We start from the raw sequence: 14919 nt of genomic DNA on the forward strand, positions 1-14919 counted from the left end.
CCCCCCGAGGGTCGCCACGACCGCCGAGCCGCTGGCCTGCGTGCCCAACACCGAGAGCGGCGCCGTCGACGTCATCGACCCCACCTCGACGGAGGTCGTCAGCCTGCACCTGGGGGCGCGCCGGCACCCGTGACGCCCTGCCCGCCGTGCTCGACGGGCTGCGCCAGAAGGGCCTGCGGGCGGTCACCGCGTCCCAGCTGCTCGGTGTCCGGTAGGCGTGCGCTGAGCGGGAGGGCCTCGACGGGGTAGCCTCCCCGCCGTGGCAGCAGCCTCGGGGGACCGCCGGACCGAGCGCCTCCTGAACCTCGTCATCGCCCTGCTGTCCACCCGCACCTGGCTCACCAAGGAGCAGATCCGCAGGGCGGTGCCGCAGTACGAGGACTGCGCCAGCACCGAGGCGTTCGACAGGATGTTCGAACGCGACAAGGAGGAGCTGCGCGAGCTCGGCGTCCCCCTGGTCACCGGCTCCGCCTCGGCCTGGTTCGACGACGAGCAGGGCTACAAGGTCGACCGCGACGCCTACGCCCTCCCCGCGGTGTCCTTCACCCCCGCCGAGCTGGCCGTCCTGTCCCTGGCGGCGCGCGTGTGGGCGCAGGCCAGCCTCGCCGGGCCCGCCGCCCGCGCCGTCACCAAGCTGCGGGCCCTGGGGGTGGACGTCGACGAGCAGTCGCTCGTGGGCGTGGAGCCGCGGGTGCGCACCGCCGAACCCGCCTTCGAACCCCTGTACGCCGCCGCGCGGGACCGCCAGCGCGTCACCTTCACCTACCGCCGCCCCGGCGACGCCCAGCCCGCCAAGCGGAGCGTGCAGCCCTGGCAGGTCACCTCCTGGCGCGGCACCTGGTACCTCGTCGGCCACGACCTCGACCGCGGCGCCCCCCGCGTCTTCCGGCTGTCCCGCATCGAGGGCACCGTCCGCCGCACCGGCCCCGCCGGGGCCTACGACGTCCCCGACGACGTCGACGGCCGCGCCATGATCGCCGCCGCCCAGTCCGGCCGCGACGCCACCCCCCGCACCGCCCGGCTCCGCCTGGCGCCCCGCGCCGCCGGCCAGCTGCGCCTGCGCGCCGGCGTGCCCGCCGCCGACGCCGACCGCGAGGTGGTCGCCGAGGTCGAGTTCACCGACGCCGGCGAGCTCGCCGCCACCGTGGCCGCCGCCGCTCCCCACGCCGTCGTCCTCGACCCGCCCGACGTCCGCGACGCCGTCGTCCGCCGCCTGCGCGGAGTGCTGGAGGCCCACCGGTGACCACCGCCCCGCCGCCGGGCCCGCACCAGCCGAGCCCCTCGAACCAGGCCGGCCAGCTGCGCCGGCCCGCCCCGCGGCGCTCCAAGCCGCCCGTGCAGGTCTCCGCCGCCGACCGGCTCTCCCGCCTGCTCGCCATGGTCCCCTGGGTCCTGGAGCACCAGGGCGCGCCGCTCGAGGAGGTCGCCGACAGGTTCTCCATCACCACCGACCAGCTCGTCAAGGACCTCGAGCTGCTCTTCGTCTGCGGGACCCCCGGGCACCTGCCCGACGACCTCATCGAGGCCGACTGGGAGGGCGGACGCCTCCACATCGGCAACGCCGACGCCATCGCCCGGCCCCTGCGCCTCGGCATCGACGAGGCCCTCGCCCTCATCACCGGCCTGCGCACCCTCTCCGAGGTCCCCGGCTTCTCCGCCGGCGAGGAGGACCGCGAGGCCCTCACCGGTGCCCTGGCCAAGCTCACGGAGGCCGCCGGCGAGGCCGCCCGGTCCTCGCGGGCGCTCGCGGTGGACCTCGGCCGGCGCGACCCCGGCCCAGGAGGCGCGCCTCCGGCGGGGGAGGAGGGCGCAGCGGAGGTCCTCGCCACGCTGCGCGAGGCGCTGCGCCACCCCGCCGGGCGCCGCCGCCTGCGCCTGCACTACCTCGTGCCGAGCCGTGACGAGACCACCGAGCGCGACGTCGACCCGATGCGCCTGCTCACCGTCGACGCGCGCTGGTACCTCGAGGGGTGGTGCCACCGCGCCGGCGGCGTGCGCCTGTTCCGCGTGGACCGCGTGGTCACGGCCGCCGTGCTCGACGCCGACGGCACACCGCCGCCGGAGGCGGTGGCCCGCGACGTCGACGAGTCGCTGTTCACCCCCGGCGAGGACGACCTCGTCGTCACCCTGGAGCTGGCGGGGTCCGCGCGGTGGGTGGCCGAGCGCGTCCCGCTGGAGTCCGTCGAGGAGCTCGACGACGACGGGCTGCGCGTGGTCCTGCGCACCCCCGACGACCGCTGGCTGCGCCGGCTGCTGCTCCCGCTGGGGGGCGCCGCCGTGGTCGTGCACCCGCCCGAGGTGGCTGAGGGGTTCGCGCTCGCTGCTGCTGCCGGGCTCGCCGCTCACGGCGTCGACGATCACGAAATCGCAGGTCAGGGCGGTGGAGGTGGTGGGCGCGGGTCTGCGGCCGTGCCCCGTTCGGCCGCCGCCCGACCGGAGCAAGCGCGCACCTGAGCGGTCAAGGGGGCCCTCCAGGGCCCCGAAGACGTCAGTACCCCCCGAGGAGCCGGGGGGCACCTGACGGAAGGACCCGCCCCATGACCACGATCAAGGCCTCCTGCCCCACCTGCGGCGACGTCGAGCTGACCCCGCCCCAGGTGCGCCTCGTGGTGTGCACGGTCCCCGCGTGGAGCTTCTACGCGTTCGACTGCCCCGAGTGCACCGACGAGGTGCGCAAGCACGCCACCGACGAGGTCGCCCGCCTGCTGACCACCGGCGGTGTCCCCGCCGAGCACTGGTCGGTCCCGGCCGAGGCGCTCGAGGAGCACACCGGATCCACCATCAGCTGGGACGACGTCCTCGACTTCACCCTCGCGCTGGAGAGCACCGACGTGGTGGCCGCCGCGGCCACCCGCCTGCCCCATCCGGCCTGAGCCGCCCACCGGGCGGCCGCGCTCCGCCGCCCGGGGCCCCGGCCCGCTGACGACCCACCACTAGCCTGCTGCGATGGGCTGGTGGTGGGTCGCGGTGTTCCTGGGGCTGGGTCTGGCCGGCGCGGTCGTGCTGGGCCTGGTGGCCTGGGGCGTGGTGAAGAAGGGCTTCGGGGTGCTCAGCGCCCTGGGGGAGGCCTCCGCCCGCTCTGGTGAGCTCATGGCCCAGGTCGAGCACCTGCCCGCCCAGAAGCCGGCGCACTCCGTCATGGACGACCCGTACGCCCTGCGCGCCCAGCGGCGCCGGGAGCAGGCGAAGCTGCGCAAGAAGCGCGCCCGCCGGGTGGCCGCCCAGCGGGAGGCCCGCCGCGAGCAGCTGCGCCTGCGCCGGGCGATGGGCTGAACCTTCGGCGGACTCCCAGGCGGAGTGCTGCTGACTCGCCCCGCGCCGGGGTTACAGTGGGCCGAACCCACATCGGAGGTGGACTGTGCGCGCAATCTTCGACAACCCGGTGCTGCTCGTCGTCGTGCTGCTCCTGGTCGTGCTGCTCTTCGGCGCCAAGCGCCTGCCCGACGCCGCCCGGAGCATCGGCCGCTCCATGCGCATCTTCAAGTCCGAGGTCAAGGAGATGAAGACGGACGACGAGCGCCGTCCGTCCTCCGCGCACGACAGCGACCCGTCGCGCCCGCTCGAGGGACGCGTGGTCGACGAGCCGCGCCGCGAGCAGCCCCCGACCTCGGCGTACGACCAGCAGCAGCGCCACTCCGCCTGACGGCCTCGCCGCTCGCCCGCCCGACCACCTGACCGGAGGCTGACCGTCGTGGCCACGGAGACCCCGCCGCGCCCTGCCAAGCGCGGCAAGGACCCCGAGGGGCGGATGCCGCTGAGGGAGCACCTGCTCGAGCTCCGCAAGCGCGTCGTCATCTCCGCCATCGCGGTCATCATCGGCTCGGTGGCCGGCTGGTACCTGTACCAGCCGGTGTTCGACTACATCACCGAGCCGATCTCCGCCGCCGAAGCGGCCGGCCAGAAGGTGAGCATCAACTTCGGGCAGGTCGGGTCCGCCTTCGACATGCAGCTGAAGATGTCGGTCTGGATCGGGTTCATCATCTCCAGCCCGGTCTGGATCCTCCAGCTGTGGATGTTCATCACCCCGGGGCTGACGAAGAAGGAGAAGAGGTACGCGCTCGGCTTCGTCGGGGCGGCCGTGCCGCTGTTCCTGGCCGGGGTGTACCTGTCCAGCTTCTTCATCCCCAACGTCTTCGAGTTCTTCACGTCCTTCACCCCCGCCTCCGGCTCCAACATCATCTCCGCCGAGGTCTACCTGGGCTTCGTCATGCGGACGGTGCTCGCCTTCGGCATCGCCTTCCTGCTGCCGGTCGTGCTGGTGGCGCTCAACCTCGCGGGGCTCATGTCCGGCAAGGCCGTCCTGAAGGCCTGGCGCTGGGTGACGGTGGTCTGCTTCGCCTTCGCCGCCATCGCCACTCCTACGCCGGACATCACCTCGATGTTCCTGCTCGCGCTGCCGATGCTCTTCCTCTTCGCGGTCGCCATCGGCATCTGCCTGCTCAACGACAAGCGCCGCCCCAAGAGCGACCCCCAGTACGCGGGCCTGTCCGACGACGAGGCCAGCACGCTCTGACCGCCGGGGCCCCCTCGCGGCTGCGCCCAGGCGCTGTCAGCCGGGGCGCATAGGCTCGACGCATGGCTGTGCCGTCGTCCTCGCCTTCCTCGCCGGCGGAGCGGTTCGCCGCTGCCAGGGCCCGTGCCCAGCGCGAGCGGAAGATCCAGAGCAGCGAGCTGGGGCGGTTCCGGGAGGCCCTCGGCTTCGACCTCGACGACTTCCAGCTGCGGGCCTGCGAGGCACTGGAGGCCGGCCGCGGCGTGCTCGTGGCGGCGCCGACGGGAGCGGGGAAGACGGTGGTGGGCGAGTTCGCCGTGCACCTGGCCCTGGCCTCGGGGCGCAAGGCGTTCTACACCACGCCCATCAAGGCGCTGAGCAACCAGAAGCACGCCGAGCTGGCCGAGCGGTTCGGCTCGGAGCGGGTGGGCCTGCTCACCGGTGACACCTCCGTCAACGGTGACGCCCCCGTCGTCGTCATGACCACCGAGGTCTTGCGCAACATGCTCTACGCGGGCTCCCCGGCGCTGGACGGGCTCGCCCACGTGGTCATGGACGAGGTGCACTACCTCGCCGACCGCGCCCGCGGCGCCGTTTGGGAGGAAGTGATCATCCACCTCGCCGACGACGTGCTCATCACCTCCCTGTCCGCCACCGTCAGCAACGCCGAGGAGTTCGGCGACTGGCTGGCCACCGTGCGCGGCGGGGTGGACGTGGTGGTCTCCGAGCACCGTCCCGTCCCGCTGTGGCAGCACGTCATGGTGGGCACGCGCGTGGTGGACCTGTTCACCGAGCGCGAGGCGGGTCACAGCCACGGCCGCGCGGTGCCCAGCCGCCGCGGCACCGCGCCCGACGAGCCGAGCACCCAGCTGGAGGTCAACCCCGAGCTGGTGCGGATGTCGCGCGAGGACGTGCACCGCGGCGGCGGCCCTGGCGGTCGGGGCGGGCGGACCCACCCGGGGAAGCGGCCCCCGCGCGGCGGGCAGCGCTCCCCGGCAGTGCGCGCCCGCATGCACGCGCCCTCCCGGGCGGAGGTGCTGGCCGAGCTGGAGGAGGCGCACCTGCTGCCCGCGATCCTCTTCGTCTTCTCGCGCGCGGGCTGCGACGCCGCCGTGCGCCAGTGCGTCGCCGCCGGCGTGCGCCTCACCACCGACGCCGAGCGCCGCGAGATCCGCGCCGTGGTCGAGGAGCGGTGCGCCGCCCTGCCCGACGCCGACCTGGCGGTGCTCGGCTACTGGGACTGGCTCGACGGCCTCTCCCGCGGCGTCGCCGCCCACCACGCGGGTATGCTCCCCACCTTCAAGGAGGTGGTGGAGGACCTGTTCGCCCGCGGTCTGGTCAAGGCCGTCTTCGCCACCGAGACCCTCGCCCTGGGCATCAACATGCCCGCCCGCTGCGTGGTGATCGAGAAGCTGGTGAAGTTCAACGGCGAGTCCCACGTCGACGTCACGCCCGGGGAGTACACCCAGCTCACCGGCCGCGCGGGCCGGCGCGGCATCGACGTGGAGGGCCACGCGGTGGTGCTGTGGCAGCCGGGGCTCGACGCCGAGGGCGTCGCCGGTCTGGCCTCCACCCGCACCTACCCGCTGCGCTCCAGCTTCCGGCCGACCTACAACATGGCCGTCAACCTCGTCGCGCAGGTGGGGCGGGCGCGGGCCCGCGAGGTGCTGGAGACCTCCTTCGCCCAGTTCCAGGCCGACCGCGGCGTGGTCGGGCTGGCGCGTCAGGCGCGCACCCAGTCCGAGGGGCTGACCGGCTATGCCGAGGCGATGACCTGCCACCTGGGCGACTTCTCCGAGTACGCCGCGCTGCGCCGCCGCATCTCCGAGCTCGAGGGCGAAGGATCACGCCGCCGCCGCCGCGGGCCCGTGGAAGAGCTGTCGCTGCGGGGCGCGGAGGCGCGCCAGAAGGGTGGTGTGAGCGACCGAGCCGACCAGCGGCGCCCGCTGCGCGACGACCAGGTGGCCGCCGAGGTGAACCGGCTGCGCCGCCAGATGCGCCAGCACCCCTGCCACGGGTGCCCCGACCGCGAGGACCACGCCCGCTGGGCCGAGCGCTGGGAGCGTCTGCGCAAGGAGCACGAGGGCGTGCTGGCGCGCATCGACTCGCGCACCGGCACCATCGCACGGACCTTCGACAGGGTCTGCGACCTCCTCGTGGAGCTCGGGTACCTCGAGCCCGCCACCTCCTCCGGGGAGGACGGCGAGCGGCCCGGGGAGTTCCCGGGCGAGCTGCGCGTCACCCCCGCCGGCCAGGTGCTGCGCCGCGTCTACGCCGAGAAGGACCTCCTCGTGGCGGAGTGCCTGCGCTCAGGGGCCTGGGCGGCCCTGGACGCCGCCGGGCTGGCCACGGTGCTGTCCTCCATCGTCTACGAGGCGCGCCGGGAGGAGGGGCCTCCCGCCGCGCACACGCCGGGCGGGCACGCCGTGTCGCAGGCCCTGAGCGCCACGGTGCGCGCGTGGTCGCAGCTGTCCGACGCCGAGGAGGCCCACCACCTGCGGCCCACCGGCGAGCCCGACCTGGGGCTGGTCTGGCCGGTGCACCGCTGGTGCCGCGGGGCCTCCCTGGACGCCGTGCTCGACGCCGCGCGAGGGCCTGTCGACCTCGCCGCGGGCGACTTCGTCCGGTGGGCCCGCCAGCTGCTCGACCTGCTCGACCAGGTGGTCGTGGTGGCCTCTCGGGCTGGCAGCGACGAGGGGGACGCCCTGGCGCGGACTGCGCGGCAGGCCATCGCCCTGGTCGACCGCGGCGTGGTCACCTACTCGGCCGGTTCCGCTGCCCGCACCGCCTGAGCAACCCTCAACTCGCCTCTGAGCAGGGGGGACAGAGGACCCTCGCGTCGAGGTTGAGCATCAACCTTCACGTGAAGGTTGATGCTCAACCGCGGCGATCGGCGGCGTTGCACGTCCCAGGGTGTGCAGCTGCCTCGATCGTCGCGGGGGTGGGCGGGGCAGCAGGGGTCAGCGGGTGAGGGCGGCCACGAGGCGCTCGGCGGGGGAGCGAGCGCCCCACCGCTCAGCCAGTGCCGCCACGGCCGCCTCGTCGACCCGGCCGGAGGCGGGGCTCAGGTCGAGGCGCGGGACGTCCTCTGCGCGGGCCCCTCGCTCGTCGTCGCCGAACGGCTCCACCACCTCCCCGTCGCGCAGCACGCGCACCACGCGGGGGGCGACGTCGAGGTAGTCGGCGGCCTCCGCCAGGCGCCTGCGCTGCGAGGGGGTGAGCGGGTCAGGCGAGCCGGCTCCGTCGAGGGCCGCCTGGAGGACCCCGGCCAGGTCCCCGTGGCGGCGCAGCAGGCTCGCCGCGGTCTTCTCCCCGATGCCGGCCACGCCGGGCAGGCCGTCGCTGGGGTCGCCGCGCAGCACGGCGAGGTCGGCGTAGGCGTCACCCGGGCGCTGGGCGGGCAGGGCGTACCGCTCGGCCAGGGCCGCGCCGTCGACCACCTCCGCGCCGCCGACCCCCTTGCCGATCCACACCACGCGCACCCCCGCGCCGCCGTGGGCGTCGTCGTCGACGAGCTGCAGGAGGTCGCGGTCGCCGCTGACGACGTCGACACCACCGCCGCCACCGGCGCCGTCCCCGCCTCCGAGGACTCGCGGACGGGTGGCCAGCACCCCGGCGACGTCGTCGGCCTCGCAGGCCGGCGCTCCGGTGCGAGGCACACCGAGTGCCGCGAGCAGCTCGATGATGCCGTCGACCTGGGCGGGCAGGTGCTCGGGCACCTCCTCCTGGCTGGCGCCCCCGGCTGCCGGTCCCTCGCTCGCCACGCGGTGGGCCTTGTAGGAGCCGATGCGGGCCACCCGCCAGGCCGGGCGCCAGTCGTCGTCCCAGCACGCGACCACGGCGGCGGGGCGGAACCTGTCCACGAGCGTGGCGGTCATGTCCAGGAAGCCGCGCACCGCGCCGGACGGCGTGCCGTCGGGAGCCGTCACCGAGGAGGGGATGGCGTAGAAGGCGCGGAAGTAGAGGGTCGCGGCGTCGAGCAGCAGGAGGCGCTGGCTCTGCGGGGCATCGGGCACGGCCGTCAGCGTAGGGGGGAGGGCGCGTCGGAGTGATAACAGAATCGGGCGGTGCTGGGAACGGGCGTCCAGACGACGACGGCAGAATGAGCCGGTGAGCGACACCACCGCCCTCGACGACGACGCGCCCGCGCGCGTCCTCTACCGCGGCGGCAGCGTCTACTCCCCGGCCGACCCCTTCGCCACCGCCGTCCTCGTCGAGGGCTCGGCGGTGACCTGGGTCGGTTCCGACGAGGCCGCTGACGCCCAGGCCGCTCGCGCGCGCGGTGCTGGCGAGCCGCTGGCCGTGGTCGAGCTGGACGGCGCGCTGGTCACCCCGGCCTTCGTGGACGCCCACGTCCACGCCACCGAGACCGGCCTGGCGATGGCCGGCCTCGACCTGACCGGAGCTCGCAGCGCCCGCGACGTCCTCGACGCCGTGGCCCGCGCCGCCGCCGAGCACCCCGGTGAGCCGGTGCTCGGCCACGGCTGGGACGAGACCGGCTGGCCCGAGGGCCGCCCACCCACCGCCGCCGAGCTGGAGCGCGCCGCCGCGGGCGCCGAGGTCTACCTGTCCCGGGTGGACGTGCACTCCGCCGTCGTCTCCCCGGCCCTCGCAGCCCGCGCCGGCCTGACCGACAGCGCCGACGGGAGGGTGGAGCGCGAGGCCCACCACGCCGCCCGCGACGCCGTCCACCGGGCGCTGCGCCAGGACCCGGCCCGGCGCCGCGCCCTGCAGCGGCGGGCACTGCGGGCAGCCGCGGCGGCGGGGATCGGCAGCGTCCACGAGTGCTCCGCGCCGCACGTCGGCTCCCACGACGACCTGCGCGACCTCGTGGGGCTCTCCTGCGGCTCATCACCCCAGGACGACGACGGCGGTGGAGGGGCGGCGCTGCCGGACGTGCTGGCCCTGTGGGGCGAGCTCGTGCCCGACGCCGACGCCGCCCGCGCGCTCGTGGCGCAGCTGGCCCTGCCCGCGGGGAGGCTGCTCGGGTTCGGCGGGGACCTCTGCGTGGACGGAGCCCTCGGCTCGCGCACCGCGCTGCTGCGCGAGCCGTACGCGGACCTGCCCGCCGGCGCCGAGGCGCCTCGCGGGCACGCCTACCTCGACGGCGCCGCCCTGCGCGACCACGTGCTCGCCTGCACCCGCGCCGGCCTCCAGGCGGGCGTCCACGCCATCGGCGACGCCGGCCTCGAGCTGGCCCTGGAGGCCTTCACCGCCGCCGCTGACGCCCTGGCCGCCGAGGGGGCGCCGCCACTGGCGGCCTCGCGCCACCGCATCGAGCACGCGGTCGCCGTGGACGCCGCTGGGATCGCCACCATGGCCCGGTTGGGCCTGGTCGCCAGCGTCCAGCCCGCCTTCGACGCCGCCTGGGGCGGCCCGGAGGGCGTCTACGCCGCCCGCCTGGGCCGCGAGCGGGCCCTGGCGCTGCACCCCTTCGCCTCCCTGGCCGCAGCCGGGGTCCCCCTGGCGCTGGGCTCGGACAGCCCCGTCACCCCCTTCGCCCCCTGGGAGGCGGTGCGCGCGGCGGCGTTCCCGCACGTGCGCGAGCACGCCGTCTCGGCACGGGCGGCGTTCCTGGCCTCCACCCGCGGCGGCTGGCGCGCGGCCCGCCGCGACGGCGAGGGCGCACTGGTGCCCGGCGGTCCGGCGACCCTGGCGGTCTGGGAGCCCTCCTCCGACCTCGTGGTGCAGGCCCCCGACGACAGGTTCCAGGCGTGGAGCACGGACGTGCGCTCCGGCACCCCCGGCCTGCCCGACCTCACCCCCGGCACCCCCGCACCCCGCTGCCTGCGCACCCTGGTGCGCGGGCGCACCGCCCACGACGCGGGGGTCCTCGCATGAGCACGGCGCGTGTCACCCAGCCGGCGCGTGCCACCGCGCCCCCGCTGCGGGTGCGGTGGGCCGTGCCGGTGGCCATCGGCGCGGGACTGCTGCTCTACCTCGCCTTCCCCGGCCACGACCTGTGGTTCGGCGCCCCCCTGGGCATCGGGGCGCTGCTGGTCGCGGTCACCGGCCGCCGCGCCTGGCGGGCGGCAGGCCTGGGCCTGCTGGCCGGCCTGGGGTTCTACCTGCCGCTGGTCTCGTGGTCCGGCATCTACCTCGGCCTGATCGCGTGGATCCCGCTGTCCGTGGCCTGCGCCCTGTCGGTGGCGGTGGCGGCCGTGCTCATGGCGTGGACGTCCCGGCTGCGACTCCCGCTGCGCGCTGCGACCGGCGCTGCGACCAGCCCGACGACGAGCGCCGGGCACCGGCTGCCGACGGCGCTGGTGCGCGCGCTGACCGCCGCCGGCGCCTGGACGGCGGTGGAGGCGGGCTTCGCCCGCTGGCCCTTCGGCGGGTTCGGCTGGGGCCGGGTCGCCTTCAGCCAGGCGGACGCTCCCACCCTCGGTCTGGCGGCCCTCGGCGGCGCTCCGCTGGTCTCCTTCGCGGTGGCCCTGGCCGGTGCGCTCCTCGCCCAGGCGCTGCTGCACCTGCCCGCCTCGAATGCTCGGCGGGCTCGGCGTGCTCGAGGCGAGGGGCGTGCTGCGACTGCGGGGACCGCGCGGCAGCCGCTCGCCGTCGTCGTCCCACTGACCTCCCTGGTGGCGGCGCTGGCCGTGACGGCAGCCGGGGCCCTGGTGCCCCGGCCCACGTCCGCCCAGGACGGTGACCTGTCGGTGGCGGCGGTGCAGGGGAACGTGCCCCGCGCCGGGCTGGAGTTCAACGCCCAGCGCCGCGCCGTGCTGGACAACCACGTCAAGGGCACCCTGGGGCTGGCCCAGCGGGTCCGCGACGGGCAGGCACCGGCTCCGCAGCTGGTGGTGTGGCCGGAGAACTCCTCCGACATCGACCCGCTGCGCAACGCCGACGCCAACTCCGAGATCCAGGCCGCCGCTGACGCCGTCGAGGCGCCCATCGTGCTGGGGGCGGTGCTGGTGGGGGACTCGCCCGGCACGGTGCGCAACACCTCCCTGGTCTGGGAGCCGGACGGCACGACCCGTGACGGGCTGAACGGCGTCGGGGGCGTGGTCGAGGCCTACGACAAGCGCCACCCGGTGCCGTTCGCGGAGTACATCCCCTACAAGTCCTTCTTCCGGCTCTTCACGAAGAAGGTCGACCTCGTGGTGAGCCAGTTCGTCCCCGGGGACCGGGTGGGGCGCCTGGACGCCGGGGGCGCGAAGCTGGGCGTGATGATCTGCTTCGAGGTGGTCGAGGACGGCCTGGTCGACGACACCGTCGACGATGGCGCCGACCTGCTGGTGGTCCAGACCAACAACGCCACGTTCGGGTACTCCGACGAGAACGTGCAGCAGCTGGCGATGTCGCGGCTGCGGGCGGTCGAGCACGGGCGCGCCGTCGTCCACGTCTCCACCGTGGGCACCAGCGCGCTGGTGATGCCCGACGGCACCCTCGTGGACCCGACCCAGCTCTACACCCCAGCCGTCATCTCGGGGCAGGTCCCGCTGCGCACGTCCTTCACGGTGGCCGACCGGGTGCGTCAGGCCGGCGTCCCCGTGGAGGGGCTGCTGTCCCTGCTCGGACTGGTCGGGGCGGCCGGCGGGCTGCTGCTCGGTCGCCGCGACCGCCGAGCTGCCTCTGCTCCGGACGACGACCACGGCCGGGGTGACGGGCCCGTCCCGGCGCCCGTCCGCCGCGAACCCGTCGCGTGAACGCACCCAGGGACGTCGACGCAGACGTCGCGACAGACGTCGGCGAGGTGGCAGCTCCCGAGCGGGTGCTGGTCATCACCCCGACCTACGACGAGCTGGAGTCGCTGCCGGTGACGCTGGCGCGCCTGCGCGCGGCGGTGCCCTGGGCCGACGTCCTCGTCGTCGACGACGGCAGCCCCGACGGGACCGGCGACCTCGCCGACCGCATCGCGGCCACCGACCCGGCCGTGCACGTGCTCCACCGCCCCCGCAAGAGCGGACTGGGCGGGGCCTACACGGCGGGGTTCACCTGGGGGCTGCAGCGCGGGTACCAGGTGCTCGTGGAGATGGACGCCGACGGCTCCCACGCCCCCGAGCAGCTGGTGTCGCTGCTGGCGGCCGTCGGGGTGCGCCGAGCCGTCGGCGGTGAGGGGCCCAGCGGCGGTCCCAGCGGCGGCTCACGCGAGGGCGAGGAGTCGCTGGGGGGTGCCGACCTCGCGCTCGGGTCCCGGTGGGTGCCCGGCGGGCGGGTGGTCGACTGGCCGCTGACCCGCCAGCTGCTGTCCCGCGGGGGCAACACGTGGGCCCGCTGGGCGATGGGCGTGCCGCTGCGCGACGCCACCGGCGGCTACCGCGCCTACCGCGCCCGAGCGCTGCACGCCGTCGACCTGCCCTCGGTGCGCTCGGAGGGGTACTGCTACCAGCTGGACCTCGCCGCCCGTGTGGTCCGCGCGGGCCTGCCGGTGGTCGAGGTGCCCATCACCTTCACCGAGCGCGCGGCGGGGGCCAGCAAGATGAGCCGCGCCATCGTGGTGGAGGCGCTGTGGCGCACCACCGCGTGGGGAGCGCGCCGCCGCGCCGACCAGCTCCTCGCCCTGGCCGGACGCGCCCGGACACGGCGACGGGCCGGCCTCCCCCGGTAGGGGGAGGTCCGGCCCGTTCCCAGGGGACCCGCGGGGTCGAGGCCCTCACCCGGGTCCGCGCGGCGCGGACGCCAGGGACCCTGGGAAGAGGTCCCGGCGCACGCCGCGCGGGGCGGCGGGCAGCGTCAGGCGCTGCGCCGCTGGTGCAGGGTGCCGTTGCGGAGCTTGGTCAGCCGCTCCTCCAGCAGCACCTCCAGGTCGGCCACGGAGCGGCGCTCCAGCAGCATGTCCCAGTGGGTGCGAGCGGGCTTGACCGGCTTGACCTCCGGCGCCTCGCCGTTGCGCAGCAGCGCCTCGGCGTTGCAGCGGCACTCCCACACGGCCGGCACGTCGGCCTCGGCCGCGAACGGCAGCTGCGTCACGTGACCCTGGGGGCACTCGTACACGGCGAGCTGGCGCGGCGCCAGCTCGACGCCCTCCTCGCTCTCCATGCTCGAACCGCCCAGTCGCGTCCCGCGCAGGCTCCTGTCACTCATGATGTCCTCCAGTCGCTGTCCACGCCGGTGTCCCCCCGGCGCGGGCGTCGTCGTGCGCCCAGGTGCCACGGGGGTCAGGCCGCGCTGGCAGGGGCTGCACACTCGACCCCCCGCCGCAGCAGCCGGTACGCCTCTCACAACGGTCCACTACCCCGATCTGTTCCCTTCGGTCGTGAACGATCCGACTCTGGGTGTGATCTCGGTGACACCCTGTCCCCGTGGTCACATCTGAGGTTCGACGCACGCCCCCCGCAGGACTGCCCGCAGGACTGCCCGCCGCCCCGTCCCCTGCCCCGTCCCCAGGGCCCCTCGCCGAGGCCCTCGCGCTCGGCCCCCTCCTGCTCGACGGCGGCCTGTCCACCGAGCTGGAGGCCCGCGGCCACGACGTCACCAGCGCGCTGTGGTCGGCCCGGCTGCTCCTGGACGACCCCGCCGCCGTCGTCGAGGCCCACGCGGCCTTCGCCCGCGCCGGCGCCGCCGTCCTCACCACCGCCAGCTACCAGGCCACCCTGCCCGGCCTGCTCGCCGCAGGCCTGGACCGCGCCGCCGCCGAGCGCGCCATCACCTCCTCGGTGCACCTGGCCCGCCAGGGGCTCGCGCTCGCGGGCGCCGCCGGGTGGGTGGCCGGGTCGGTCGGTCCCTACGGCGCCCACCTCGCCGACGGGTCGGAGTACACCGGCGCCTACCTCGACGCGGGCGCCTCAGGTAGCGGCCGGGTGGACGAGCGCGCGCTGCGCGCCCACCACCGCCCCCACCTGCACCTGCTCGCCGAGGCCGGCGCCGACGTCATCGCCTGCGAGACCCTGCCCGGAGCCGCCGAGGTCGACGCCCTCCTGGCCGAGCTGGACGCTCTCGCGGTGCCGGCGTGGGTCTCCCTCAGCGCCCGGCTGGACGAGGCCGGAGCGGTCCGCACCCGCCGCGGCGAGCCGATCGGCCCGGTGCTCGCTGCGGCCGCCCAGGTGGGGTGCGTGCTGGGCGTCGGGGTGAACTGCGTGGACCCCGCCGCGGTGCTGCCGGCCCTGCAGCAGGCCGGTGAGGTGGTGCCCGCTCCTGAGGTGGGTGGCGCGGGCGGGGCGGTGCTGGTCGCGTACCCCAACAGCGGGGAGGCGTGGGACGCCGCCGCCCGCACGTGGGCCGTCCCCGAGGCCACCGGCGGGCCCGGCGATCACGCCGCCGGCCAGAACGGTCCTGCCGACCGGGCCGTCGCTGGCGCCCGGGACGCCGCCGTCGCCGGGGTGGCGTCCTGGGTGTCCGCCGGTGCCCGCCTGCTCGGAGGGTGCTGCCGGGTGCGCCCGCACCACACCGCCGCGGCGGCCGCCGTCCTGGCCGCCGAGCGCTGACCCCGTCCCGCGCTCCGTCGCCCACCAGCCGGCGACGGTCGTGCGCGTGAGCGCCGCGTC

Annotated in this window: 13 protein-coding genes; 11 read left to right on the plus strand and 2 right to left on the minus strand. The window is 75.9% G+C overall.

Annotated elements, in window-relative coordinates; translation table 11 throughout:
• The first annotated feature begins 259 nt into the window (after window positions 1–259).
• The 7 genes from FMM08_RS07750 (at window position 260) to FMM08_RS07775 (ending at window position 7284) form a co-directional block, all read left to right on the plus strand.
• A complete protein-coding gene (locus FMM08_RS07750) occupies window positions 260–1243 on the plus strand; it encodes a helix-turn-helix transcriptional regulator (RefSeq protein ID WP_147925785.1) in 984 nt (327 codons plus the stop codon).
• Window positions 1240–2454, plus strand: coding sequence for a helix-turn-helix transcriptional regulator (locus FMM08_RS07755; RefSeq protein WP_255472156.1), 1215 nt, complete (start codon window positions 1240–1242; stop codon window positions 2452–2454). Before FMM08_RS07750 ends, FMM08_RS07755 begins: the two co-directional genes overlap by 4 nt.
• Window positions 2455–2537: 83 nt before the next feature.
• The gene (locus tag FMM08_RS07760; RefSeq protein WP_147925786.1) at window positions 2538–2873 is read left to right on the plus strand and encodes a hypothetical protein; all 336 of its coding nucleotides are present in this window, start codon (window positions 2538–2540) and stop codon (window positions 2871–2873) included.
• Between the two features lie 73 nt (window positions 2874–2946).
• The gene (locus FMM08_RS22940; RefSeq protein WP_187279621.1) at window positions 2947–3273 is read left to right on the plus strand and encodes a hypothetical protein; all 327 of its coding nucleotides are present in this window, start codon (window positions 2947–2949) and stop codon (window positions 3271–3273) included.
• A gap of 94 nt (window positions 3274–3367) precedes the next feature.
• Window positions 3368–3643, plus strand: a complete 276-nt coding sequence (tatA, locus tag FMM08_RS07765; protein ID WP_147926001.1) for a Sec-independent protein translocase subunit TatA — start codon at window positions 3368–3370, stop codon at window positions 3641–3643.
• A gap of 48 nt (window positions 3644–3691) precedes the next feature.
• A complete protein-coding gene (tatC, locus tag FMM08_RS07770; RefSeq protein WP_255472157.1) occupies window positions 3692–4513 on the plus strand; it encodes a twin-arginine translocase subunit TatC in 822 nt (273 codons plus the stop codon).
• Between the two features lie 62 nt (window positions 4514–4575).
• Window positions 4576–7284, plus strand: a complete 2709-nt coding sequence (locus FMM08_RS07775) for a DEAD/DEAH box helicase (protein WP_147925787.1) — start codon at window positions 4576–4578, stop codon at window positions 7282–7284.
• Window positions 7285–7452: 168 nt separating this feature from the next.
• On the opposite strand, the gene FMM08_RS07780 is transcribed toward FMM08_RS07775, so the two are convergent.
• Window positions 7453–8508: a 5'-3' exonuclease gene (locus FMM08_RS07780; protein WP_147925788.1), complete on the minus strand. Its 1056-nt coding sequence runs from the start codon at window positions 8506–8508 to the stop codon at window positions 7453–7455.
• 94 nt (window positions 8509–8602) lie between these two features.
• Here FMM08_RS07780 and FMM08_RS07785 point away from each other — a divergent pair, with 94 nt between their 5' ends.
• From FMM08_RS07785 to FMM08_RS07795, 3 genes are read left to right on the plus strand one after another with little or no spacing between them, the layout of a single operon-like run.
• Entirely contained in the window at window positions 8603–10333 is a 1731-nt protein-coding gene (locus FMM08_RS07785) for an amidohydrolase (RefSeq protein WP_147925789.1), read from the plus strand.
• Entirely contained in the window at window positions 10330–12141 is a 1812-nt protein-coding gene (lnt, locus tag FMM08_RS07790) for an apolipoprotein N-acyltransferase (protein WP_147925790.1), read from the plus strand. The genes FMM08_RS07785 and lnt overlap by 4 nt, the downstream gene beginning before the upstream one ends.
• A gap of 47 nt (window positions 12142–12188) precedes the next feature.
• The gene (locus FMM08_RS07795; protein ID WP_147926003.1) at window positions 12189–13043 is read left to right on the plus strand and encodes a polyprenol monophosphomannose synthase; all 855 of its coding nucleotides are present in this window, start codon (window positions 12189–12191) and stop codon (window positions 13041–13043) included.
• 125 nt (window positions 13044–13168) lie between these two features.
• Here the strand turns inward: FMM08_RS07795 and FMM08_RS07800 are convergent, their stop codons facing one another.
• Window positions 13169–13519, minus strand: a complete 351-nt coding sequence (locus FMM08_RS07800; protein ID WP_147925791.1) for an RNA polymerase-binding protein RbpA — start codon at window positions 13517–13519, stop codon at window positions 13169–13171.
• Between the two features lie 218 nt (window positions 13520–13737).
• Between FMM08_RS07800 and mmuM the strand changes: the two genes are divergently transcribed.
• Window positions 13738–14859, plus strand: coding sequence for a homocysteine S-methyltransferase (gene mmuM / locus FMM08_RS07805; RefSeq protein ID WP_222710536.1), 1122 nt, complete (start codon window positions 13738–13740; stop codon window positions 14857–14859).
• Window positions 14860–14919 lie beyond the last annotated feature (60 nt).

The sequence above is a fragment of the Quadrisphaera setariae genome (assembly GCF_008041935.1).
GTDB classification, from domain to species: domain Bacteria; phylum Actinomycetota; class Actinomycetes; order Actinomycetales; family Quadrisphaeraceae; genus Quadrisphaera; species Quadrisphaera setariae.